This is a genomic window from Mycobacterium sp. NPDC049093 (assembly GCF_040704635.1).
In the GTDB taxonomy this organism is placed as follows: Bacteria; Actinomycetota; Actinomycetes; order Mycobacteriales; family Mycobacteriaceae; genus Mycobacterium.
Window position 1 is genome coordinate 697,679 of sequence record NZ_JBEZJS010000003.1, and the last position, 21,058, is coordinate 718,736.

Below are 21,058 nucleotides of genomic sequence, written 5' to 3' on the forward strand. Positions count from 1 at the left end.
GCGATCACGTCTTCAGTTCTGGTAGCCGGCATCGGCAACATCTTTCTCGGCGACGACGGATTCGGTCCCGAGGTGATGCGGCATGTGCCGCCGAGCCTCGCAGGTCCGGGTATTCGGCTGTGCGACTACGGGATCCGAGGCGTGCACCTGGCCTATGACCTGCTCGACGGATGGGATTCCCTCGTCCTTGTCGACGCGCTGCCCGGCCGGGGCCACCCCGGTGCGTTGCACGTGTTCGAGGCTGATCATGAAAGCAGTTCGAGCGCTACGGGTCTCGATGCGCACGCGATGGATCCGGCGGCGGTGTTCGCCAGCCTGCGGGCGCTGGGTGGTAGCCCACCGTTCACCGTCGTCATCGGCTGCGAAGTGGAGACGGTGGCCGACCGTATCGGGCTTTCGGAACCGGTTGCCGCGGCGGTCCCGGATGCCGTGAGGGCGGTACACGCCGCCGTGGCGCGCCTGTCGAACACGGTTGGGAAGGGTTGAGTCATGTGCCTTGGAATCCCCGGCCGGGTGGTCCGGATGCTGCCCGGATACGGAGGCCAGCTCGCCCTCGTCGATGTCGCGGGCGAGCACCGAAAGGTCAATGTCGGCATGCTGTCCGACGAGACCTTTGCCCCCGGTGACTGGGTGATCATCCACATGGGCTTCGCGGTCGAGAAGACGGACCACGCCGGCGCCGAGGCCGCGATGCAGGGCCTGGAGCTGCTGGGGCGCGGTCGCAACACCGAGGTGCCACCGTGACGGCGCGGCGACGGCTGCTCGTCGCAGTACACGGAGTCGTTCAGGGCGTGGGCTTCCGGCCGTTCGTCTACACCACGGCGGCCGTGCTAGGACTGGCCGGCTGCGTCCGCAACGACAGTTCCGGAGCCGTCATCGAAATTGAGGGAGCGCCCGACGATCTGGATGCCTTCCTCCGCCGGCTGCGCGACGACCCGCCCCCGTTGGCGGTGATCGAATCCGTCGACACCCGCTCGATCCCGCCCACCGGCGGCACCGGATTCACGATCGCCGACACGACCAGGGCCGGCGGCGGCCGCACCCTGGCCTCCCCCGACGTGGCGATGTGTCCGGAATGCACTGCTGAACAACGCGATCCATCGAACCGCCGGTACCGTCACGCCTTCATCAACTGCACCAACTGCGGGCCCAGGTTCACCATCATCGCCGCACTGCCCTACGACCGTGCGGCCACCACGATGGCGACTTTCGCGATGTGCGGCGAATGCGCGCGTGAATACGGCGACCCGGCCGACCGGCGCTTCCACGCGCAGCCCGTGTGCTGCCCCGGCTGCGGCCCGACTCTGCGATGGCAGGACGACTACGGTCCGCTCGTCGGAGAGGCCGCGCTGCGGCGCGCCAGGCGCCTGCTGGCCGACGGGGCGATCCTGGCGGTCAAAGGCATCGGCGGCTACCACCTCGCGTGCGACGCCGGCAACACCGCAGCGGTCACCGAGCTTCGCCGGCGTAAACGTCGCGGCGACAAGCCGTTCGCGGTGATGGTTCCGGACCTGGCCACCGCGCGCGAGATCGCCGAGGTCGACGACACCGCGGCCCGGGTGCTGTGCGGACCGCAGCGGCCCATCGTTCTCCTGCCCCGCGCGGCCGGTGCACCGGTCGCCGAAGCGGTGGCGCCGCGCAACCCCGACCTGGGCGTCCTGCTCGCCTACACGCCGCTGCACACCCTGCTGTTCGGATTCCCCGGTGATCCGCCCAGCCCGAGGGTTCTGGTGATGACCTCGGCCAATCTCAGTGGCGAACCGATCTGTTTCTCCGATGACGAGGCGCTTCGGCGGCTGTCACACATCGCTGACGGATGGCTCATGCACGACCGCGAGATCCTGGTGCCCTGCGACGATTCGGTGGTCCGGGTCGCCGACGGCGACGAGCTGGCCATCCGCAGATCCCGGGGGTACGCGCCCCTGCCGGTCGCCCTGCCGGTAGCGGTGCCGCCGACCCTGGCGGTCGGCGCCGACCTCAAGAACACCATCGCGGTGGCCGACCACCGGTACGCCTGGCTGAGCGCCTACATCGGCGATATGGACAGCCTGGCCACGTTGTCGGCGTTCGAGCGCGCAGTCGACCACCTGGAGGCTCTGACCGGCGTCGAACCTGAAACCTTGGTCTGCGACGCGCATCCGGGATACCGGTCCAGCAACTGGGCGCATCGCAATGCCGGGTCCCACCCGGTGAGGACGGTCCAGCATCACCACGCCCATATCGCCTCGGTGATGGCCGAACACGGCCTGGACGGCACGCAGCAGGTGCTCGGGTTCGCATTCGACGGGACCGGATACGGTCCCGACGGCACGGTGTGGGGCGGTGAGGTACTGGTCGCCGACTACAAAGGCTTTCGGCGGGTTGCCCATCTCGCGCAGGTACCGATGGTCGGCGGTGACATCAGCGTGCTGCGCCCCTACCGGATGGCGCTCTCGCACCTGTGGGCTGCCGGGCTGCCGTGGGACGCCGATCTGCCGCCGGTCCGCGCGTGTCCCGACGACGAATACCGGACCCTGGCGCATCAATTGGCGACCGGGTCCGGCGGCGTCGCGACCTCGAGCATGGGCCGGTTGTTCGATGCGGTGTCGGCGTTGATCGGGGTGCGACAGACGGCCGTCTACGACGCCCAGGCCGCCATCGAGCTGGAAGGGATCTCACGGGGCACCGCGGTGGGCACACGCCGGTATGCGTTCGAGGTGAATTCCGGTGCGTCACCGGCCACCATCGACCCGGGGCCCGTGCTCGCGGCGATCATCAACGATCTGCGCGCGGGCGTGACACCCGCGGTGATCGGTGCCCGGTTCCACCACGCCGTCGCCGGGCTCATCGTAGAACTGGCACTCGACCTGGTGGATGCGAATGGTTGCTCGGAGCAGCCGGTGGCGTTGTCCGGCGGGGTTTTCCAGAACCTGCTGTTGCTGCGCCTGACCTTGACCGGATTGCGTCAACACGGTCTGCGGGTCATCACCCACCGCCGGGTACCGCCGAACGACGGCGGTATCGCCCTGGGCCAGCTCCTGGTCGGGAATGCGGGGTGACGCCATGACCGCACTGCCGACACAGCCACTGCCCGCCGGATACCGACTGTTCGCCCGGTATGCGTTCCCGCCGAACGAACTCGGATACTGCGGTCCCGCGGGCCCGGCAGTCACGCCCGGCGAAGATACGTCCGAGTTCGCCTCACACGCACGGGAATTCGACGGTGCATGGCCCTACCTGCAGGCCATCGCCGAGGCAGTCGGCGCCGGCCCGCTGGACGCGGAGGTGGTTCGAGGCTATTGGGTCGGCGGACCGCTCCTGGGCCGGGTAGATCCGAGCATCCTGCTGGACCAGCTACGGGCGGCATTCCAGGGGCAAGTGACCGGAGGGCTCGACACGGTGTCCGCTGCGGGGACATCCGCCGGCACGGTACTGGCCCACCACAGCTTCCACGTGTTCGTTGTATACCCGTGGGTCCGATTCCTGGACCGGGATCCGGACACCGCGTTGAGGGTTCTCCAGAACTGCCGGATCCGTTGGGGCACAGTCACCACGGTCGAGGACGAGCATGTCGTCGTCGAGTCCTGCCCGTTGGTGCTGGACGGCAGTCGCCTCACGCTCGGTGAGCCCGTCGCCGAGCGGACCCGGTGGAGCCGGGACGGGAAATCTCTGACGAACCCGCCCACTCCGGGTGACACCGTGTCCGCTCACTGGGACTGGGTATGCGACACACTGACCGCCGATGAGACCTCGGCGCTGGCCTACGCCACCCGCGCCACCCTCGACCTGGTGAATACAGGAGGTCGACCATGAGTACGACGACACCGACCGTCACCCCACCCACCGGCGCCGGGCCGCCGGGCACATCCTTCGTGGACACCGATCTGGCCGCCGATCTGGCCACAGCCGCGTTGGATGTAGCCCGGAAATTCCACGACGGTGCCACGCTCTGGGTGATTGCGCCCCAATGGGAACCGCACGCCCATCACGTGGCCGTCGAGTTCGTCCACCCGGTCATCGTCGGCAAACGCGCCCTGCCCTCGGTGGCGCTGGTCGAGCCCGATCCGGTGGCCCAGGCCAGGGTCGCCAGCCAGCCCGGAGATCTGCTTCTGGCGGTGGCGTCGGCCGACCAGCCGGCGGCCGTCGACACCATGCGGCGGGCCGCGGCGTGGGGTGTCACGACATTGTGGATCGGCTGCGGCCCGCGCCCTCCGGCCGGTGCCGCCCACCACATCCTGTGGATCGACTCCGACGACCCGATGGTCCCGGCCACCGGCCGGTTCGTCCTGATCTACCACCTGCTCTGGGAGCTCACCCACGTGTGCTTCGAACATCCCGGCCTGTTGACGCCCGCGCCCGCAGACACCGGGCCGGCCTGCGTCACGTGCGGCGACGAAGGTCGGGCGGCCGAAGTCGTGATCGCACCTGCCGAACCAGGTGGGCGGGCGCTGGTCCGCAGTGCCGCCGGAGAGGAATGGGTGGAAACCGCGATGGTCGGTCAGATGAGGGTCAACGACCTGATCCTGGTGCACGCGGGTACCGCGATCGCGCAGATGACGGAAGTCAGGTGACATCATGACCGACACTGAGAGCACCGGATTCCTCTACCCGTTCATCGAGTCCGAAGAGACCGATGTGCGGGCGCTGCTCGACGACCTGGCCGCATCGGCACGCGGAAAGGCCACCGAAAGCGCCCGGCTGCAACAGGAATCACTACAGGAGTACGACTCGGGCCTGACCGCGGCGGGGACCGCGATGGCCGATCGCTTCCTGCGCGGTGGGCGCCTGTACACCCTGGGCAACGGTGGCAGCTCCACCGATGCAGCCACCCTGGCCTCCCTGTTCAGCCGGCCCGCGAGGGGAAGGCCGGTGGCGGCCTGGTCGCTTGCTGCCGACGAGGCGGTGGTCACGGCGCTGGGCAACGACGTGGGTTTCGACCTGATCTTCAAACGCCAGATCATCGCGCACGCCCGCGATCGCGACATCGCCATCGCACTGTCCACGTCGGGTAACTCCGAAGACCTCATGACGGCCATCGCCGAGGCCAAGATGCGCGGCGTGCTCACCATCGGATTCTCCGGGCACGACGGCGGACGAATGGAGATCGTAGCCGGGGAGTCCGGGGATCTGGATTTCTGTTTCACGGTGCACAGCCAGAGCATTCATCGCATCCAGGAGAGCCACGCGATGCTCGGTTACCGGCTGTGGGCAGTGGTGCAGGACCAGATGTCGCAGGCGTACGCATCATGAGCACCGTCGCCACCTCGACCGCAGCCCAACGCGAGGACCGCGTGCTGGAGCGGATCGAGAAATTCCGGCAGCGGCGCCCACGACTGATCGACGAGGTCGTGACCCTGGCCCACGGCGCCGGCGGAAAGTCCTCGGCCGCACTGGTCGACGCGGTCTTCGTCGAGGCGTTCCGCAACCCCGAACTCGAACAGCTCGGGGACGCCGCGGTCCTGCGGACCCCGTCGGGTGACACGCTGGCGTTCTCTACCGATTCGTATGTGGTTGCCCCACACCGCTTCCCGGGCGGGTCGATCGGGCATGTCGCGGTGCACGGAACCATCAACGACCTGGCGGTCTCGGGCGCCCACCCCCAATGGCTGTCGGCGGGCTTCGTCATCGAAGAGGGATTCCCGATCGCCGAGCTGCGCGAGATCGTCGCCGACATGAGCGAGGCCGCCGCACGGGCCGGGGTCCAGATCGTCACGGGCGACACGAAAGTCGTCGGTAAGGGTGCCGCCGACGGTATGTACATCTGCACAGCCGGAGTCGGAGTCGTGCCGGCGGGCAGACATCTCTCGCGCGAGAGTGTGCGTGCCGGGGACCGGGTACTGCTGTCCGGCACGATCGGTGACCACGGAATGGCGGTCATGCTGGCGCGCGGTGACCTGGCCATCGACGCCGACATCGCCTCTGACACCGCACCTTTGCACGAACTCGTCGAGATCCTGCTGGCCGCCGCCCCGTCCACGCGGTGGATGCGCGACGCCACCCGCGGAGGCGTCGGCACGGTGTGCAACGAGCTGGCCAAGGACTCACCGTTCGCGGTGATCCTCGACGAGGACCGCATTCCCATCGAGCCACAGGTCGCGGGTGCCTGCGACCTGCTGGGCATCGACCCCCTCTACGTCGCGAACGAAGGGAAATTCCTCGCGATCGTCCCGGCCGACGAGGCCGACGCTGCGGTGACCGCGTTGCACGCACATGCGCAGGGCGCCCGGGCCACGGTGGTCGGCGAGATCGTCGCCGAGCCGCCCGGAATCGTCGCGCTACGTACCGCCTTCGGCGGCAGCCGGATCGTCGACATGCTCGTGGGCGATCCGCTCCCCCGGATCTGCTAGGTGAAAGGAGCAGTCCCATGTGTCTGGGCATTCCCGGCCAGGTCGTCGACATCGTCGACGCCGAGGCCCACCTCGCCAAGGTCGATGTCAACGGGGTACGCCGGGTCATCAGCGTGCGCCTGCTCGCCGACGACAACCTGCAGGTCGGCGACTGGGTACTGGTGCACGTCGGGTTCGCGATGGCCAAAATCGACGAGCACGAGGCGAAGCTGACGCTCGACCAGGTACAGAAAATGGGCGCCGACTACACGACCGAGATCGACGCGTTCAATTCTTCCGAAATCGCCTGACGCAAAGAGGTGTCGCATGAAGTTCGTCGACGAATTCCGGGACCCGGCGGCCGCCCGCGTCCTGGTGAAAGCGATCACCGAGCTCGCCGCCGGTGACGAGTTCAAGTTCATGGAAGTCTGCGGCGGCCACACCCACACCATCTACCGGCACGGGATCGAGCATCTGCTGCCGGAGTCGATCGAACTGGTCCACGGGCCCGGATGCCCGGTGTGCGTGATCCCCATGGGCCGGGTCGACGACGCGATGTGGTTGGCCGAACAGCCCGGCGTCATCTTCACCACCTTCGGCGACATGATGCGGGTGCCCGGGTCCAACGGCAACCTCATCGAGGCCAAGGCCCGCGGCGCCGACGTCCGCTTCGTCTACTCACCGCTCGATGCACTGAAGATCGCCCGCGACAATCCCGACCGCCATGTGGTGTTCTTCGCGGTCGGATTCGAGACCACGGCGCCGTCCACCGCCGTCACCCTGGTGCGCGCCCGCGCACTCGGCGTCGGCAACTTCAGCGTGTTCTGCAATCACGTCACCATCGTCCCGCCGATCAAAGCCATCCTGGAGTCACCCGACCTGCGACTATCGGGGTTCCTGGGGCCCGGCCACGTCTCGACTGTGGTCGGTCTGCGCCCCTACCGCTTCGTGCCTGCCGTCTACCACAAGCCGATCGTGGTGGCGGGCTTCGAACCGCTCGACATCCTGGCTTCGGTGCACATGCTGCTGCGCCAGATCCGTGACGGCCGCTGCGAGGTGGAGAACCAGTACACCCGGGTGGTGCGGCCGGAAGGCAACACCGCGGCGCTGAAACTGATGGCGGAGACGTTCGAACTACGGCCGCACTTCGAATGGCGCGGGCTCGGCTTCATCTCGCAGAGCGCGCTCAAGATTCACCCCGACTATGCCGCCTACGATGCCGAGCTGATCTTCGAGATGCCCGGGGTACGGGTTGCCGACCCCAAGGCCTGCCAGTGCGGTGAGGTGCTCAAGGGCGTCATCAAGCCATGGGAATGCAAGGTCTTCGGAACGGCCTGCACACCGGAAACCCCGATCGGCACCTGCATGGTGTCCCCGGAGGGCGCCTGCGCGGCCTACTACAACTTCGGCAGATTGCACAGAGAAACTGCACAGCTGTTGCTGCGGCATTAGCGATGGGGGTTCAGCGACGCCAGTTCGGAAAGTTGTCGAGATCCCGCAGCGTCATCACGAACCCGAATGCGCCGACTCCGATGGCCAGGAAGTACCCGATGGCCGCCTGCCATCCGGACAGAGTTGACGCGACCAGCCAACACAGCAGCACCGCTGCGATCACCAGTAGGACACCGTAAAGAGGCGTCCGCATCGGGTGGTCACCAAGACCCATGACTCCGGTATACGCCGAATCTGCGGCGGGGAAAAGACCCGTCAGCTCACCGGTGACTGTTCACCACTGCTCGCGCGGGACGTCGAAGTCCGCACACAACGCCCGCCACACGCTACGCGGCTCCACCCCGTCCTCGATGGCCTGCGCGGCAGTGCGGCCGTCGAGGGCCGCGAGCACATGGTCGACGAGCAGCGATCGACCCCGCATCGCGCCGAACTGGCCGTCCACGAGCTCATTGAATTCCGTCAACCGCACGGGCCCAACCTACCCAGTGCCTGCCAGCGCGTCATGGCACACCCGTACCGGTTCAGCCACGTCGGCGATCGAGGCGCCGGCGCGCACAGCGGCCGCACGGTAGGACGACGCCCCGAGCACGGTGCCGACCGCCGCGGTGAGCGCCTCCCCGGAAAGGGGCCGCACCAGCTGTGCACTGCCTTGTCGCACAACGCGATTGGCGATCTCCCATTGATCACCGCCACCCGGCACCACTACCATCGGCACACCTGCCAGCAGCGCCTTGGACACCAGCCCGTGCCCGCCACCGCAGATCACCAGATCGGCGTGCGACAGCAGCTCGTCCTGACGGCCGAGCCCCACTGCCGCCCACGGCGGCACCTCCACGTCGGCCCCGCCGAGCCGCGACACCACCACACGGGCCCCCTCGGGCAGTGTCTGACCCGGTCGGAGCGACTCCAACACCAGTTCGGTCATCCCCTGCGTCCCGGTGGTCGCGGTAGACGGCGCCACCATCACCACCGGGCCCGAGCCCGGCGGCACGGTCAGCACCGCCTCGGTCGGTTCGAAGTGCAGCGGACCCACCACCACGGCCTCGGCCGGCCAATCCGGGCGCGGCACCTCCAGTGCGGGCAGGGTGGCGATCAAGCGCCGCAACGGGCCGGGGTCGGCCGCGGGCAGGCCGATCGCGGCGCGCACTCCGGCCCGCTCGGCCAGACCCGCCCGCACAGACCGCGCGGTCAGTGCCCGCATGACGGTGTCGCGGAGTCGTCCCCGGATACCGACGCCCGGGGCCAGCCCGCTGCCGAGCGGCGGCAACCCCTTCGACGGCAGGTACAGCGGATGTGGGTTGAGCTCCACCCACGGCAACCCGAGCAGCTCGGCAGCCAGCCCGCCGCAGGCGGTGATCACGTCGGAAACCACGAGATCCGGTTGCAGCTCCTCCAGCACGGGCACGTTGAGCTGCGCCATCCGCCCGGCGCGCTGATGGATCTTGGCCCCAGCGTCGGCGTCGTCGTCCCCATCGGTCGCATCGAGACCGACGAGTTCTCGTGCGTCGACGCCGGCAGCCCGCGCGGTGTCGAGCCACTCCACCCCGGTCAGCAGCGTCGGGGTATCCCCCGCGGCGAGGAACTTCAGGCACAACGCAAGGGCCGGGAAGGCATGTCCGGGATCGGGCCCGGCGACCACCGCTACGCGCACCGGCCTACCTTGCCACAGGCATCCCCCACTAGGCTTCGGGCATGTCTGACCAATCCACCACCGCAGCGGCGACCCAGACCGGCACGGTCGAAACGTTCCTCAACGCGCTGCAGGAGCAGGACTTCGACACCGCCGAGAACGCACTGGCACAGAACCTCGTCTACCAGAACGTCGGGCTCCCGACCATCTACGGGCGCCAACGTGCGATGAAGCTGTTCCGCTCGATGCAGGGCAAGGCCGGCTTCGAGGTGAAGATCCACCGGATCGCCGCCGACGGCGCCGCGGTCCTGACCGAGCGCACCGACGCCCTGGTCTTCGGGCCGCTGCGCCTGCAGTTCTGGGTCTGCGGCGTGTTCGAGGTGCACGAAGGCCGAATCACGCTGTGGCGGGACTACTTCGACTTCCTTGACATGTTCAAGGCGACGCTGCGCGGCCTCGTCGGTGTGGTCGTGCCGTCGCTGCGCACGTCGCTGTAACAGCGCGTCAGGCGCGGCGCAGCTGACCGAGTTCGTCGAACGCCTGCGCCCACCCGACCAGACGATCGGTGGCGCCGGTCAACTCGTTGCGGTAGCGCTGCTGCGACAACGGCGACGCCGCACTCTGACCGCCGTTCACCGTCGATACGAGTTGCGCTGCGGCAGTGACCATCTCGTTGTACTGCCGCACGCCTTGGCCGAGCTGCGCGGTGAACGCGTTGATGGTGGGCACCAGATGCTGGCGCGACTGCGGGGCATTGCTGATGGCCCGCTCCATCGACACCACCTCGGTGGCGGTAGCTGCCATGGTCCGCGCAGTGTGGTTGGCCACCGCGGTCAGTTCCCGCAATTCGTCGGCCGGAAGTATCCGACCGCGTTCAAGTACACCGAGTAGCGAGAACATGCCGCGCTCGGAGGCCACCAGCGCCGCCATGGGTTGACGGGCCGCGGAACCCCACGGCGGCAACCGACGTCCGGAGACCGGCCGCTGCGCCGGCAGCGGTTCCGCGCGCAGCCAGCGGTAACGCAGCCAGAACAGCGTCGCGGGGAATGCCGCACCGGCCGCGATGGCGCCGGTGATGATCAGGCCCCAGACCGGTGTGCTCCACGATGCCAGCAGCGCCGTGGCGAGCACCCAGAACCCGGTGGCCAGGGTGAAGAACACCCCGAAGCGCAGCGCCCACCGCCGCTTGCGCAACAGCTTTGCGCGCGGATCGGCGGCGGCGCTGAGCTTCTCCGTCAGGGCCCCGGACAGGTCTGCCGCGGTGTCGATACCCCGTTGCACCAACGATTTCCAGGCGTCGGGTCGACCGGTCTTGGTAGCCATGATCTAGAACACTCGAATCTCTACTGGCCGAGCGGATTCTCGGGGGTGGCAGGAGTCTGGTTGGCTGCCGGAGTGGCCGGGGTGGACGGGGTGGCTCCGCCGCTGGGCAGTGCGTCGCCGCGCATCGACGCCCGGATCTGCTCGAGCCGGGAATGGCCGGCCATCTGGACGCTGGCCTGCTGCACCTCCATCATGCGGCCCTGCACCGAGTTCTGCGCCAGCTCGGCCTGGCCGATGGCGTTGGCGTAGCGGCGCTCGATCTTGTCGCGAACCTCGTCGAGGCTCGGGGTGTTGCCCGGTGCGGCGACCTCGCTCATGGAGCGGAGCGAGGCACTGACCTGCTCCTGCATCTTTGCCTGCTCGAGCTGGGACAGCAGCTTGGTGCGCTCGGCGATCTTCTGCTGCAGCATCATCGCGTTCTGCTCGACGGCCTTCTTGGCCTGCGCGGCGGCCTGCAAGGCCTGATCGTGCAGACCCTTGAGGTCCTCGACGCTCTGCTCTCCGGTGACGAGCTGGGCGGCGAACGCCTCGGCGGCGTTGTTGTACTCGGTGGCCTTGGCCGCGTCACCGGCCGCGGTGGCCTGATCGGCCAGCGTCAGCGCCTGGCGGACGTTGACCTGCAGCTTCTCGATGTCGGCGAGCTGCCGGCTGAGCCGCATCTCGAGCTGGCGCTGGTTGCCGATGACCTGGGCGGCCTGCTGGGTCAGGGCCTGGTGTTGCCGCTGCGCGTCCTCGATGGCCTGCTGGATCTGCACCTTCGGGTCGGCATATTCGTCGACCTTGGAGCTGAACAGCGCCATCAGGTACTTCCATGCCTTGACGAACGGATTGGCCATGGGTTCGTTCCGCCTTATCTGTCGGGCTTGTCTGTCAGGCTTGCCCAGCAAGCCGATGCTCGGGTCCTACTGCTCTTCAGGTTGCCGCAATTCCTCTGATGCCAACTTATCGGTTCTGGACAGGCAGCCACAGTCCCGTCGACTGTTCGCATGGGTGTTTTGCGAAAATTCGTACCCGCACACGAACAGCGCGATCAATCCGGCATCGGCGGTGGCGTCAGGCCCTGGTCACGCGACGGCCATCGACACGACCTGCGGGATGACCACCTTGGTCGACGCATCGATGTGGGCGACGTTGGCAGCGACATCGGGACGGGCGGCTGTGGAGGCGTGTTCACGCTCGGCCATGCTCTCGCCGGCATCGGTGAGCACCCGCGACAGCGGGACGTCCAGCGCGTCGCAGATGGCGCTGAGCAGTTCGCTGGAGGCCTCCTTGCGGCCCCGCTCGACTTCGGAGAGGTACCCGAGGCTGACCCGGGCCGTGTCGGACACTTGACGCAACGTCCGACCCTGTTCGGTGCGGGCGTTACGCAGCACGTCGCCAATCACCTCACGCAGCAATGCCGTCATCGTGCCCTCCTTCGCCTGGCGGTCGCAGGTCCGCTGACTGACCAACGCCGCGGACCACCGCATGGTTCCCGCAGTCCGGTGCAGATCTGGGTTACTGGTTCTCGACCAGGAAACGCAGCCGGGCGATCGCCTCGTCGACGGCGGCGCGGCGGATGTCCCAGCGCGAGCCGGACAGGGCCAACTCGACGACGTCGGTGTCGACCGGGCCGGCGAGGCCGATGAACACGGTGCCCACCGGGTGTCCGCCGTGCGGTTCCGGCCCGGCCACGCCGGTGAGGCCGACACCCCAGGTGGCCGCGCACCGCTGCCGGGCGCCGACCGCCAGTGCCCGCGCGGTGGGTGCAGCGACGGGGCCGACCGCGTCGAGCACCTGGGGGGCCACGCCGGCCAACCAGATCTTGGTGTCCTCGTTGTAGGTGATCAGTCCGCCCTGTAGCACCGCACTAGCCCCTGTCACGCCTGCGAGCGTCGCGGCCAGCAGGCCGCCGGTCAGCGACTCGGCGGTGGCCACGCTCTGTGAGCGCACCGTCAGGTCGGCGACCAGTGCCCTGGCGTCGTCAGTGAGCAGCGGATCGTCCACGTGAATCCCTGATCGCAGAGAGGACGTAATCGGCGCCGGTGAGCACGGTCAGCACCACGGCGGCCCACATGATCACCCAGGCCACATCGAGCCAGATGTCGGGCCACGAATGCAGCGGAAGCACGAACAACCCGATGGCCACGGCCTGCACCAGTGTCTTGAGCTTGCCGCCACGGCTGGCCGGGATGACTCCGTGACGCAGCACGGCGAACCGCAGCACCGTGATTCCGATCTCACGGGTCAGTACCACCACGGTGATCCACCAGGGCAGGTCGTGCAGCATCGAGAGTCCGATCAGCGCCGCGCCGATCAGCGCCTTGTCGGCGATCGGATCGGCCAGGGTGCCGAACTCGGTGATCATGCCGTAGCTGCGGGCCAACGCACCATCGAGATGGTCGGTGATCACCGCGACCGCGAACACCGCGAAAGCGGCGATCCGCCAGCCGGATTCATGACCGTCGCCGACGAACAGAAATACGAGGAAGACCGGAACCAGCACCATTCGTACACCGGTGAGCACGTTGGCGAGGTTGGCCACGCGCGCACGCGGGACCACCGGATCGGTAGAAGGTTGGCCCGGCACCGCAACAGAATATCGGTTGCCGTAACGGATACTCTTGCGCCTGTGAACCCAGGCAGTGTCGAGCCGCGCAAACACCCTGTGGTGCGCCGCGCCCGCACGTCCGATGTCCCGGCGATCAAGGGCCTCGTCGACGTCTATGCGGGCAAGATCCTGCTGGAGAAGAACCTGGTCACGCTGTACGAGGCGGTCCAGGAATTCTGGGTCGCCGAACTCGACGATGAGGTGGTGGGATGCGGCGCGCTCCACGTGTTGTGGGCCGATCTCGGTGAGGTGCGCACCGTGGCGGTGCATCCGAAAGTCCGCGGCACCGGCGTGGGACATGTTCTCGTCGAGCAGTTGCTCGACGTCGCCCGCGAGTTGCGCCTGAGCCGTATCTTCGTGCTGACCTTCGAAGTCGACTTCTTCGGCAAGCACGGTTTCGAGGAAATCGACGGCACCCCGGTGACCGCCGAGGTGTACGAGGAGATGTGCCGCTCGTACGACACCGGTGTGGCGGAGTTCCTCGACCTGTCCTACGTCAAGCCCAATACCCTGGGCAATACCCGTATGTTGTTGACGTTGTAAACCTGCATCAGTTCAGGGGGGATTGTGCGGAAATCGACAACGGCGGCCCTGGCCGTCGCCGGTCTGGCCGTCGCGACCAGTACCGCCGGTTGCGGCCTGATCAACGACCTCACCGGCGGGCACAAATCCGGCGCAGAGGCGATCGTGCGCCAACTGCAGTCCATGCCAGGCATATCCACCGTCGACCTCGACTACACCCACAACATCACCGTCGGCGAACTCATTTACTTCAAAGCCGAAGTGGGTTCCTCCGCAACACCGGAGCAAGCCGGTGCGGCAGCCAAGACATTCATGGAGCAGGGCCTGGTTGAGGACCTGGACCGGGCCAACTCCGCCGAGTTGACGCTGACCTACCCGCTGGGCGGATCCCGTCCCAACTACTCCCTGCGAAATGACTCCTCCGCGTGGCTCCGCGTGGAGCCCGGGTGGGACCTGACGTTGGTCGCCGACACCGTGGCCACCTGGCTGAGCGCCGCGCGCTCACCCATCGTCGAATCCGTGCTGACTGCCGCCACCTCGGGCGACACCAATTCCTTCGACACCACGGTCACGGTGCGCCCGGAGGCGACCTCCGCGCAGGTCCAGGCGCTGAAAGAGCAGGTGCCGGGCCTACGTGACGCGGCCTGGAAGCAGGCCTAGTTCGACCACCCCGTCAACGTGGTCGACACCCGAATGTTGTTGACGCTCTCAGCGGTTCAGAACTCGTCGGGATCGTCGTCCGCGTCGGCACCGTTGGCGTCGGACCCGCCGCGGATCAGCATCAGCGTGCCGGCCAGCTCGTCGGGCTTCACGAGCACCTCGCGGGCCTTGGAGCCCTCGGACGGCCCGACTATCTGTCGGGTCTCCATCAGGTCCATGAGCCGGCCCGCCTTGGCGAAACCGACACGCAGCTTGCGCTGCAGCATCGAGGTGGAGCCGAACTGAGAAGACACCACGAGCTCAACGGCCTGCAGGAAGACATCCATGTCGTCGCCGATGTCCGGGTCGACGTCCTTGCGCTCGCCGGCCTTGACCGCGGTGACACCCTCGACGAACTCCGGCTCGGCCTGGGTCTTGGTGGCCTCGACGACGGCGTGGATCTCCTCGTCGGTGATGAACGCGCCCTGCATGCGCAGCGGCTTGTTGGCGCCCATCGGCAGGAACAGGCCGTCGCCCATGCCGATCAGCTTCTCGGCGCCTGGCTGGTCCAGGATGACGCGGCTGTCGGTGAGTGACGAGGTCGCGAACGCGAGCCGGGACGGCACGTTGGTCTTGATCAGACCGGTGACGACGTCCACCGACGGCCGCTGGGTGGCGAGCACCAGGTGGATACCGGCGGCACGGGCTTTCTGCGTGATGCGGACGATGGCGTCCTCGACGTCACGCGGTGCGGTCATCATCAGGTCTGCGAGCTCGTCGACGATGGCCAGGATGTAGGGGTAGGGCTTGTAGACCCGCTCGCTACCCAGCGGGGTGCTGATCTCGCCCGAACGCACCTTCTCGTTGAACACGTCGATGTGGCGGACCCGGGACGCCTTCATGTCCTGGTAGCGCTGTTCCATCTCCTCGACCAGCCAGGCCAGTGCCGCGGCGGCCTTCTTCGGTTCCGTGATGATCGGCGTGATGAGGTGCGGAATGCCTTCGTACGGCGTGAGTTCCACCATCTTCGGGTCGATCAGGATCATCCTGACCTCTTCCGGGGTGGCTCGCGCCAGCAGTGAGACCAGCATCGAGTTGACGAAGCTGGACTTACCGGAGCCGGTCGAGCCGGCCACCAGAAGGTGGGGCATCTTGGCCAGGTTGGCCGAGACGAAGTCGCCTTCGATGTCCTTGCCGAGGCCGATCACCAGCGGGTGGTGGTCGCGACGGGTCGACGGCGCAGTGAGAACGTCGGAGAGCCGGACCATTTCACGGTCGGAGTTGGGCACCTCGATGCCCACGGCGGACTTGCCGGGGATCGGGGCCAGCATGCGCACGCTCTCGGTGGCGACGGCGTAGGCGATGTTGCGGTGCAGCGCGGTGATCTTCTCGACCTTGACGCCGGGTCCGAGTTCGACCTCGTAGCGGGTGACGGTCGGCCCGCGGGTGCAACCGGTCACGGCGGCGTCGACCTTGAACTGTTCCAGCACCGAGGTGATGGCGTCGGTCATCTGGTCGTTGGCCGCGGTGCGCAGCTTCGGCGGGTCGCCCGCGATCAGCAGATCCAGCGCAGGCAGGGTGTACGGACCCTCGACGACCCGGTCCATGACCAGGGTGTCGTCGGTCTTGGGCTTGCTCTCGGCCTTCTTCCTGGGGCGCGGCTTGACCGCGGGCTCGGGGACCGTCGGCGCATCGGTGTCCTCGGGCAGCGGGTAGTTGTCCATCGGCGTGCCGGCCGGCGCCTTGGGGGCTTCGATGGCGACTGTCGGCCAGGTCTGGGCGTCGCCGCGCGACGCGCCGTCGTCGTAGTAGCCGTCGGACAGATCGTCGTAGCCGTCGTCCTCGTACTCATCGACGTAGTCGTCGTCGTACTCGTCATCGTCGTACTCGTCGTGGAACGCCCGGGTGCTGAACATGGTCCGCAGGGTCGAGGGCACCTCGCGGATCGTCGTCCCGGTGACCAACAACAGACCGAACAGCACACCCATGAACAACAGCGGCGCGGCGATCCACTCGGTCAGGCCGTCCGACAGGGGCCCACCGATGGCGAAGCCGACGAATCCGGCGGCGTGCTGGCGTGCGACGGGATCCTGCGGCGATCCCGACCACAGGTGCCACAGGCCGAGCAACGGCAGCGCGATCATGGCCGATCCCAGGATCAGCCGGGGGCGCGACTCCGGGTCCGGCTCGGTGCGCATCAGGACGACGGCGATGGCGCCGAGAATGACGGGCACCAGCACCACCGGTCCACCGATCAGGGTGCGTACGGCGGTGTCGATCCACTGACCCACCGGGCCGGCCGCATGGAACCACGAACTGGCGGCCACCACGACGGCGATACCCAGCAGCGCGAGCGCCAGCCCGTCGCGGCGGTGTCCGGGTTCGATATCGCGGGCCCGGCCCACCGAGCGGGCGGTCGATCCGGCTCCCTTGGCCAGCATCAGCCACCCGGCGCGGGCACCTTGGCCGAGCTTCTGGCCCGCGGCAGCGACAGGTGAGGCCTGGGGCCGGCGTGCGGGCTTACGCCGCGGCGCAGCCGGGCGTCCCTTGCGGGCCGGCGCCGGACGCCGCGAACCGCCCCGCGAGCTGGCATTCGACCTGCTCGAACGCGCTCCGGATCGGCCGGCGGTCTTGTTAGCCATGTCCGCAAGCCTAGTCGCACATGCCCCACAATCACCATGTGCCACACGGGTCACAAGACGGTCTCAAATGACACTTAGCCATACGAACCATTTTCGTCGGGTTATCGCCTAGGGTGGACAGTCGTCCAGTTTCGGTTCTCATGAGGAGTTCTGCACCTATGCCAGTTGTTGTCGTCGCCACCATGAAGGCCAAGCCCGAGTCCGTCGACGCCGTGCGCGAGGCCTGCACCAACGCCGTCGCGGCCGTGCACGACGAGCCGGGCTGCCAGCTGTATTCACTGCATGAGTCCGACGGCACGTTCGTCTTCGTCGAGCAGTGGGCCGACGCCGACGCACTCAAGACCCACAGCACCGCTCCGGCCATCGGCACCCTGTTCGGCTCGATCGGCGAGCTGCTCGACGGCGCTCCCGATATCAAAATGTTGCAGCCCGTGGTGGCGGGTGACCCCGCCAAGGGACAGCTGCGGGCCGGCTGATGAGCGCTTGCGCGAAGAAGAAACAACACTGATGAGCGCTTGCGCGAAGAAGAGAATGCACTGATGTCCACCGCCGCTCCCCTGGCCGGGAAGGTCGCGTTCATCACCGGCGCCGCGCGCGGCCAGGGGCGGGCGGAAGCCCTCCGACTGGCCGCCGACGGGGCCGACATCATCGCGATCGATCTGTGCGATCAGATCGAATCGGTTCCCTATCCCCTGGCCACGCCCGACGATCTGGCCGCGACAGTCAAGCTCGTGGAAGACGCGGGTGGCCGGATCGTGGCCGTACAGGCCGATGTCCGTGACGAGCAGGCGCTGCGGGCGGCACTGCAGACCGGAGTGGACCGGTTCGGCCGGCTCGACATCGTCGTCGCCAACGCCGGGATCGCCCCGATGCAATCGGGCCCCGACGGCTGGCGCGATGTCGTCGACGTGAACCTGACCGGCGCGCACCACACTGTCGAGGCGGCGATTCCGATCATGGTCGCCCAGGGTGACGGCGGGTCGATCGTGCTGATCAGCTCGGCGGCGGGACTGATCGGGGTGGGCGGCGGCGACCGCGGCTCGCTGGGCTACACCGCGGCCAAGCACGGTGTGGTCGGACTGATGCGGGCCTACGCCAACTTCCTCGCCCCGCACAGCATTCGGGTCAACACGATTCACCCCACCGGGGTGGACACCCCGATGATCAACAACGAGTTCACCCGCGGATGGCTGAAACACATCGCCGAGGAGTTGAACGCACCGACCGATTTCAGCAATGCGCTACCGGTGCAGGTGATCCAGTCGGAAGACGTCGCGAACGCGGTCGCGTGGCTGGTGTCCGATCAGGCGCGCTACATCACCGGGGTGACACTTCCGGTCGATGCGGGCATCGTCAACAAACGATGAGCACTCCCGTCGCTGCTACGGCCGTCGGCCCGATGGTCCTGGCCGCCGTCGAACAGTACGAGCCGGTGCAGCGACGGTTGGTCGACGACGACATGGCGCTGTCATTCCTGCCGGCCGGCGTGCGCGCCTTCACCCGGACCGCGCGCTGGTCGGTTGCTCGCAGACTTCTGATCCAGGCCACCGAACGGTCGGGCCCGGGACTGTGGGCGAATCTGACCTGCCGCAAGCGTTACCTCGGCGACAAGCTCACCGAGGCGTTGCCTGATATCGACGCCGTGGTGATTCTCGGCGCAGGCCTCGACACCAAGGCCTACCGCCTCGCACGACACAGTGCGGTGCCGGTGTTCGAAGTGGATCTGCCGGTCAACATCGAGCGCAAACGCTCGGTGGTGCGCAGCGCGCTGGGGGCCGCTCCCCCGTCGGTTCACCTGGTGCCGGTGGATTTCGAAAACGACGACCTGGCCGCTGAACTCGCCCGACATGGCCACCGCGGCGACCACCGCACCTTCTTCATCTGGGAAGGCGTGACTCAGTATCTGAGCGCCGACGGTGTCGCGTCGACCTTCGAGTTCCTCCGTTCGGCAGCGCCGGCGAGCAGAATCGGATTCACCTATGTCCGTGGCGATTTCATCGACGGCACCAATCGCTACGGTGCCGAATCGCTGTATCGCCGGTTCCGGGTTCGCAGTCAACTGTGGCAGTTCGGGCTCGAACCAGACCGGGTGGCGGCCTTCATCGAGCCCTACGGCTGGCAGCTGACCGAGCAGGCCGGGCCCGATTACCTCACCGAGCATTACATTTCGCCGGCTGGGCGGAAGCTGACCGCCTCTCAGGTGGAATGGACCGCGTACGCCGAAAAGCGTTAGCAGGCAACCAGAGCGTCGAGTTCGGCGGCGTCCGCCCCGGCCAGTCTGCGGTGCATGGCTTTGGCGATGCGCCCGGCCTGGAGCTTGGCTCGCTCGGCATGCGGGCCCTCGAAGAGCTCGTCGACAGTGTCGGTCCACAGGGTCAGCCAGCGCACGAAATGCCGCGCCGCCAACGGATGACGGGCGTGCAGTTCACGGTGCACGGTCAGCGCACTGCCCCGGTAGCGCCCGGCACGGAACAGCACGGTCTCCCAGAAGTCGCCCATGACCGGGATGTGGGACCGCAGTCCCTTGACGCGCAGCTCGGTGAACGGCTCGGCAAGCACGGGATCGGACAGCGCCTTGCTGTAGAACCGCCACAGGAGCAGCTCCACATCGTCACGCCCCGCCAGGTCTTCAGCCATCGGACAGATCCCTTTCCAGGCCGGTCGCACGCCCACCCCTAGTTTCTACAACATGTTCTTGTATAAACTCTAGCCATGATCACCTCGCCGATCCACCTCAGGTTGGTGTGGGGGGCTTTGGCAAGCTGGCAGGCGCCTGTTGGCCGGAAGATCGGCGGCAAGATTGGCCGAGCAGTCGGCCCGTTGGGAGGTATGTGATGAATGCCGGTCCGGCTGTCGCGGTAGCGGTCGCCTTCTGCTGGCTGGGGATGGTGCTGGCGATCTCGTTCATCGAGGCACCGCTGAAGTTCCAGGCCCCGGGGGTGACGCTGCAGATCGGACTCGGCATCGGGCGCAGGGTTTTCCGCGCACTCAACGCCGTGGAAACCGCATTCGCCGTCGTCATCATCGTGGTCTTCGCCATGCAGCGCCCGTCGCCCGGCGTGATCGTGGCCTTCGCGATTGCCATCGCGGCATTGGCGGTGCAGTTGATCGCCGTGCGGCCCAAGCTCATTCAGCGTTCCAACGCTGTCCTTGCCGTCGCCCCGGGCGAAGAAGCGCAGTCACGCTCGCAGGCGCATTACTACTACGTCGGGTTCGAGCTCATCAAGGTGATCGCGTTGTTGGCCGGCGGGGCCCTGCTACTGGCCGGCTGACTCCGGACTGGGCGTATTAACCTTCACCACAAGGCCTTTCGTATACGGACGCTGCGGGTCGCGCGGGTTTTCCTCCGGGAGGATGAGTCGCCACCCGTGGCCCAGATTCTTGTCACTGGCCACCAGAAACCCGCCCCGGGCGGCAGGGCCGGCGAGTTCGTCGGCGACGCGAATCGGGCCGTCGGCGAACAGATCGCCGGCCTGAGCCTGCACCGTCGGGTCTGAAGCCAATCGTCCGAGCCAGGTGGTCATCACGTCATGGACGTACGCCGCCTGTGCATCGGACAATCTGGCGTCGATCAGGATCGCCAAATTGGCATCGGGACAACCGGCCGGGAACACGTCGCACAGCACGCCTCCGCGCGTGGCCCGGTCGTAGAACCGACGCATCAGCAACGGAATCCCGAATTTGGTGGCACCAAAGTAGAACGCGCAGAACACCACCACAAATCCCGCAACGACAACCATGTTCTGGTGCCCTTGGGTGGCGAAGGCATATGCCGTCACGCTGAAGAAGATGACAGCCGCGATGACCATCAATCCCACCATCACACGGATCGTGTGCGGATACTCCACTACTCGCTTGATGTCGTCCGCCGAATCGAACGGTGGAAGCGGGCGGCGTCGTTCCAATGGCACCTGTGGTGCGGGGTGGCTCACTGACCCAATCTAACCGGCCCGGC

General features: G+C 67.4%; 27 protein-coding genes. 16 read left to right on the forward strand and 11 right to left on the reverse strand.

What is annotated here, in order from left to right; genetic code table 11:
- The first annotated feature begins 3 nt into the window (after positions 1-3).
- From AB0876_RS13805 to hypD, 9 genes are read left to right on the forward strand one after another with little or no spacing between them, the layout of a single operon-like run.
- On the forward strand, positions 4-486 hold the full coding sequence (locus tag AB0876_RS13805; protein ID WP_491839338.1) for a hydrogenase maturation protease: 483 nt from the start codon (positions 4-6) through the stop codon (positions 484-486).
- A 3-nt stretch (positions 487-489) separates the two neighbouring features.
- Positions 490-744 carry a HypC/HybG/HupF family hydrogenase formation chaperone gene (locus AB0876_RS13810; RefSeq protein ID WP_491838816.1) on the forward strand — a complete coding sequence of 85 codons (255 nt, stop codon included), beginning with the start codon at positions 490-492 and terminating at the stop codon, positions 742-744.
- The gene (gene hypF, locus AB0876_RS13815) at positions 741-3,038 is read left to right on the forward strand and encodes a carbamoyltransferase HypF (protein WP_491838815.1); all 2,298 of its coding nucleotides are present in this window, start codon (positions 741-743) and stop codon (positions 3,036-3,038) included. The genes AB0876_RS13810 and hypF overlap by 4 nt, the downstream gene beginning before the upstream one ends.
- A gap of 4 nt (positions 3,039-3,042) precedes the next feature.
- Positions 3,043-3,792, forward strand: coding sequence for a DUF6390 family protein (locus tag AB0876_RS13820; protein ID WP_491838814.1), 750 nt, complete (start codon positions 3,043-3,045; stop codon positions 3,790-3,792).
- Positions 3,789-4,550, forward strand: a complete 762-nt coding sequence (locus AB0876_RS13825) for a phosphoheptose isomerase family protein (RefSeq protein ID WP_491838813.1) — start codon at positions 3,789-3,791, stop codon at positions 4,548-4,550. Before AB0876_RS13820 ends, AB0876_RS13825 begins: the two co-directional genes overlap by 4 nt.
- A 4-nt stretch (positions 4,551-4,554) precedes the next feature.
- Positions 4,555-5,229, forward strand: a complete 675-nt coding sequence (locus AB0876_RS13830; RefSeq protein ID WP_491838812.1) for a D-sedoheptulose-7-phosphate isomerase — start codon at positions 4,555-4,557, stop codon at positions 5,227-5,229.
- Positions 5,226-6,326 (forward strand): hydrogenase expression/formation protein HypE, encoded by a 1,101-nt coding sequence (gene hypE / locus AB0876_RS13835; RefSeq protein ID WP_491838811.1) that lies wholly within the window; start codon positions 5,226-5,228, stop codon positions 6,324-6,326. The genes AB0876_RS13830 and hypE overlap by 4 nt, the downstream gene beginning before the upstream one ends.
- A gap of 17 nt (positions 6,327-6,343) precedes the next feature.
- Positions 6,344-6,616: a HypC/HybG/HupF family hydrogenase formation chaperone gene (locus tag AB0876_RS13840; protein ID WP_491838810.1), complete on the forward strand. Its 273-nt coding sequence runs from the start codon at positions 6,344-6,346 to the stop codon at positions 6,614-6,616.
- 16 nt (positions 6,617-6,632) lie between these two features.
- Entirely contained in the window at positions 6,633-7,757 is a 1,125-nt protein-coding gene (gene hypD, locus AB0876_RS13845) for a hydrogenase formation protein HypD (RefSeq protein WP_491838809.1), read from the forward strand.
- 10 nt (positions 7,758-7,767) lie between these two features.
- Here the strand turns inward: hypD and AB0876_RS13850 are convergent, their stop codons facing one another.
- From AB0876_RS13850 to AB0876_RS13860, 3 genes are all read right to left on the reverse strand, one after another.
- Complete coding sequence (locus AB0876_RS13850; protein WP_526042205.1) at positions 7,768-7,950, reverse strand: hypothetical protein; 183 nt, start codon at positions 7,948-7,950, stop codon at positions 7,768-7,770.
- Positions 7,951-8,031: 81 nt separating this feature from the next.
- Positions 8,032-8,226 carry a DUF3046 domain-containing protein gene (locus tag AB0876_RS13855; RefSeq protein WP_491838808.1) on the reverse strand — a complete coding sequence of 65 codons (195 nt, stop codon included), beginning with the start codon at positions 8,224-8,226 and terminating at the stop codon, positions 8,032-8,034.
- Positions 8,227-8,235: 9 nt separating this feature from the next.
- Positions 8,236-9,408 (reverse strand): glycosyltransferase, encoded by a 1,173-nt coding sequence (locus AB0876_RS13860; protein ID WP_526042206.1) that lies wholly within the window; start codon positions 9,406-9,408, stop codon positions 8,236-8,238.
- Between the two features lie 41 nt (positions 9,409-9,449).
- Between AB0876_RS13860 and AB0876_RS13865 the strand changes: the two genes are divergently transcribed.
- On the forward strand, positions 9,450-9,884 hold the full coding sequence (locus AB0876_RS13865; RefSeq protein ID WP_064960201.1) for a limonene-1,2-epoxide hydrolase: 435 nt from the start codon (positions 9,450-9,452) through the stop codon (positions 9,882-9,884).
- Positions 9,885-9,891: 7 nt separating this feature from the next.
- Here AB0876_RS13865 and pspM read toward each other — a convergent pair whose 3' ends face one another.
- The 5 genes from pspM to pgsA form a co-directional block, all read right to left on the reverse strand.
- On the reverse strand, positions 9,892-10,710 hold the full coding sequence (pspM, locus tag AB0876_RS13870; protein WP_448448549.1) for a phage shock envelope stress response protein PspM: 819 nt from the start codon (positions 10,708-10,710) through the stop codon (positions 9,892-9,894).
- 20 nt (positions 10,711-10,730) lie between these two features.
- Positions 10,731-11,546, reverse strand: coding sequence for a phage shock protein PspA (pspA, locus tag AB0876_RS13875; RefSeq protein WP_064960199.1), 816 nt, complete (start codon positions 11,544-11,546; stop codon positions 10,731-10,733).
- A 228-nt stretch (positions 11,547-11,774) separates the two neighbouring features.
- The gene (clgR, locus tag AB0876_RS13880; RefSeq protein ID WP_448448550.1) at positions 11,775-12,116 is read right to left on the reverse strand and encodes a transcriptional regulator ClgR; all 342 of its coding nucleotides are present in this window, start codon (positions 12,114-12,116) and stop codon (positions 11,775-11,777) included.
- A 91-nt stretch (positions 12,117-12,207) separates the two neighbouring features.
- Positions 12,208-12,696 carry a CinA family protein gene (locus AB0876_RS13885; RefSeq protein ID WP_064884388.1) on the reverse strand — a complete coding sequence of 163 codons (489 nt, stop codon included), beginning with the start codon at positions 12,694-12,696 and terminating at the stop codon, positions 12,208-12,210.
- Positions 12,674-13,279, reverse strand: a complete 606-nt coding sequence (gene pgsA, locus AB0876_RS13890; RefSeq protein WP_110916992.1) for a CDP-diacylglycerol--glycerol-3-phosphate 3-phosphatidyltransferase — start codon at positions 13,277-13,279, stop codon at positions 12,674-12,676. Before pgsA ends, AB0876_RS13885 begins: the two co-directional genes overlap by 23 nt.
- A gap of 42 nt (positions 13,280-13,321) precedes the next feature.
- Between pgsA and AB0876_RS13895 the strand changes: the two genes are divergently transcribed.
- Positions 13,322-13,843 (forward strand): amino-acid N-acetyltransferase, encoded by a 522-nt coding sequence (locus AB0876_RS13895; RefSeq protein ID WP_269085847.1) that lies wholly within the window; start codon positions 13,322-13,324, stop codon positions 13,841-13,843.
- 24 nt (positions 13,844-13,867) lie between these two features.
- Complete coding sequence (locus AB0876_RS13900; protein WP_064960196.1) at positions 13,868-14,482, forward strand: hypothetical protein; 615 nt, start codon at positions 13,868-13,870, stop codon at positions 14,480-14,482.
- A 56-nt stretch (positions 14,483-14,538) separates the two neighbouring features.
- Here AB0876_RS13900 and AB0876_RS13905 read toward each other — a convergent pair whose 3' ends face one another.
- Positions 14,539-17,103, reverse strand: coding sequence for a DNA translocase FtsK (locus AB0876_RS13905; protein WP_526042207.1), 2,565 nt, complete (start codon positions 17,101-17,103; stop codon positions 14,539-14,541).
- Positions 17,104-17,261: 158 nt separating this feature from the next.
- On the opposite strand from AB0876_RS13905, the gene AB0876_RS13910 reads away from it, so the two are divergent.
- From AB0876_RS13910 to AB0876_RS13920, 3 genes are all read left to right on the forward strand, one after another.
- Positions 17,262-17,579: a putative quinol monooxygenase gene (locus AB0876_RS13910; RefSeq protein WP_064884380.1), complete on the forward strand. Its 318-nt coding sequence runs from the start codon at positions 17,262-17,264 to the stop codon at positions 17,577-17,579.
- Positions 17,580-17,642: 63 nt separating this feature from the next.
- Entirely contained in the window at positions 17,643-18,470 is an 828-nt protein-coding gene (locus tag AB0876_RS13915; protein WP_064960194.1) for a mycofactocin-coupled SDR family oxidoreductase, read from the forward strand.
- Positions 18,467-19,336, forward strand: coding sequence for an SAM-dependent methyltransferase (locus AB0876_RS13920; protein ID WP_463792101.1), 870 nt, complete (start codon positions 18,467-18,469; stop codon positions 19,334-19,336). The genes AB0876_RS13915 and AB0876_RS13920 overlap by 4 nt, the downstream gene beginning before the upstream one ends.
- Here AB0876_RS13920 and AB0876_RS13925 read toward each other — a convergent pair.
- Positions 19,333-19,740, reverse strand: a complete 408-nt coding sequence (locus AB0876_RS13925) for a group III truncated hemoglobin (RefSeq protein ID WP_064884374.1) — start codon at positions 19,738-19,740, stop codon at positions 19,333-19,335. The two genes, AB0876_RS13920 and AB0876_RS13925, sit on opposite strands and share 4 nt — an antisense overlap.
- 197 nt (positions 19,741-19,937) lie before the next feature.
- Between AB0876_RS13925 and AB0876_RS13930 the strand changes: the two genes are divergently transcribed.
- Positions 19,938-20,375 carry a hypothetical protein gene (locus AB0876_RS13930; protein WP_064884372.1) on the forward strand — a complete coding sequence of 146 codons (438 nt, stop codon included), beginning with the start codon at positions 19,938-19,940 and terminating at the stop codon, positions 20,373-20,375.
- On the opposite strand, the gene AB0876_RS13935 is transcribed toward AB0876_RS13930, so the two are convergent.
- On the reverse strand, positions 20,361-21,035 hold the full coding sequence (locus AB0876_RS13935; protein ID WP_448448556.1) for a hypothetical protein: 675 nt from the start codon (positions 21,033-21,035) through the stop codon (positions 20,361-20,363). The genes AB0876_RS13930 and AB0876_RS13935 overlap by 15 nt on opposite strands.
- Between the last annotated feature and the right edge of the window lie 23 nt (positions 21,036-21,058).

Coding starts and splice junctions, on each gene's coding strand:
- hypD (WP_491838809.1), top strand. CDS start 6,633: ATGAAGTTCGTCGACGAATTCCGGGACCCGGCGGCCGCCCGCGTCCTG.
- pspA (WP_064960199.1), bottom strand. CDS start 11,546: ATGGCCAATCCGTTCGTCAAGGCATGGAAGTACCTGATGGCGCTGTTC.
- AB0876_RS13825 (WP_491838813.1), top strand. CDS start 3,789: ATGAGTACGACGACACCGACCGTCACCCCACCCACCGGCGCCGGGCCG.
- AB0876_RS13850 (WP_526042205.1), bottom strand. CDS start 7,950: ATGCGGACGCCTCTTTACGGTGTCCTACTGGTGATCGCAGCGGTGCTG.
- AB0876_RS13830 (WP_491838812.1), top strand. CDS start 4,555: ATGACCGACACTGAGAGCACCGGATTCCTCTACCCGTTCATCGAGTCC.
- AB0876_RS13920 (WP_463792101.1), top strand. CDS start 18,467: ATGAGCACTCCCGTCGCTGCTACGGCCGTCGGCCCGATGGTCCTGGCC.
- AB0876_RS13925 (WP_064884374.1), bottom strand. CDS start 19,740: ATGGCTGAAGACCTGGCGGGGCGTGACGATGTGGAGCTGCTCCTGTGG.
- AB0876_RS13820 (WP_491838814.1), top strand. CDS start 3,043: ATGACCGCACTGCCGACACAGCCACTGCCCGCCGGATACCGACTGTTC.
- AB0876_RS13910 (WP_064884380.1), top strand. CDS start 17,262: ATGCCAGTTGTTGTCGTCGCCACCATGAAGGCCAAGCCCGAGTCCGTC.
- AB0876_RS13840 (WP_491838810.1), top strand. CDS start 6,344: ATGTGTCTGGGCATTCCCGGCCAGGTCGTCGACATCGTCGACGCCGAG.
- AB0876_RS13865 (WP_064960201.1), top strand. CDS start 9,450: ATGTCTGACCAATCCACCACCGCAGCGGCGACCCAGACCGGCACGGTC.
- AB0876_RS13810 (WP_491838816.1), top strand. CDS start 490: ATGTGCCTTGGAATCCCCGGCCGGGTGGTCCGGATGCTGCCCGGATAC.
- AB0876_RS13930 (WP_064884372.1), top strand. CDS start 19,938: ATGAATGCCGGTCCGGCTGTCGCGGTAGCGGTCGCCTTCTGCTGGCTG.
- hypE (WP_491838811.1), top strand. CDS start 5,226: ATGAGCACCGTCGCCACCTCGACCGCAGCCCAACGCGAGGACCGCGTG.
- AB0876_RS13905 (WP_526042207.1), bottom strand. CDS start 17,103: ATGGCTAACAAGACCGCCGGCCGATCCGGAGCGCGTTCGAGCAGGTCG.
- pspM (WP_448448549.1), bottom strand. CDS start 10,710: ATGGCTACCAAGACCGGTCGACCCGACGCCTGGAAATCGTTGGTGCAA.
- clgR (WP_448448550.1), bottom strand. CDS start 12,116: ATGACGGCATTGCTGCGTGAGGTGATTGGCGACGTGCTGCGTAACGCC.
- AB0876_RS13915 (WP_064960194.1), top strand. CDS start 17,643: ATGTCCACCGCCGCTCCCCTGGCCGGGAAGGTCGCGTTCATCACCGGC.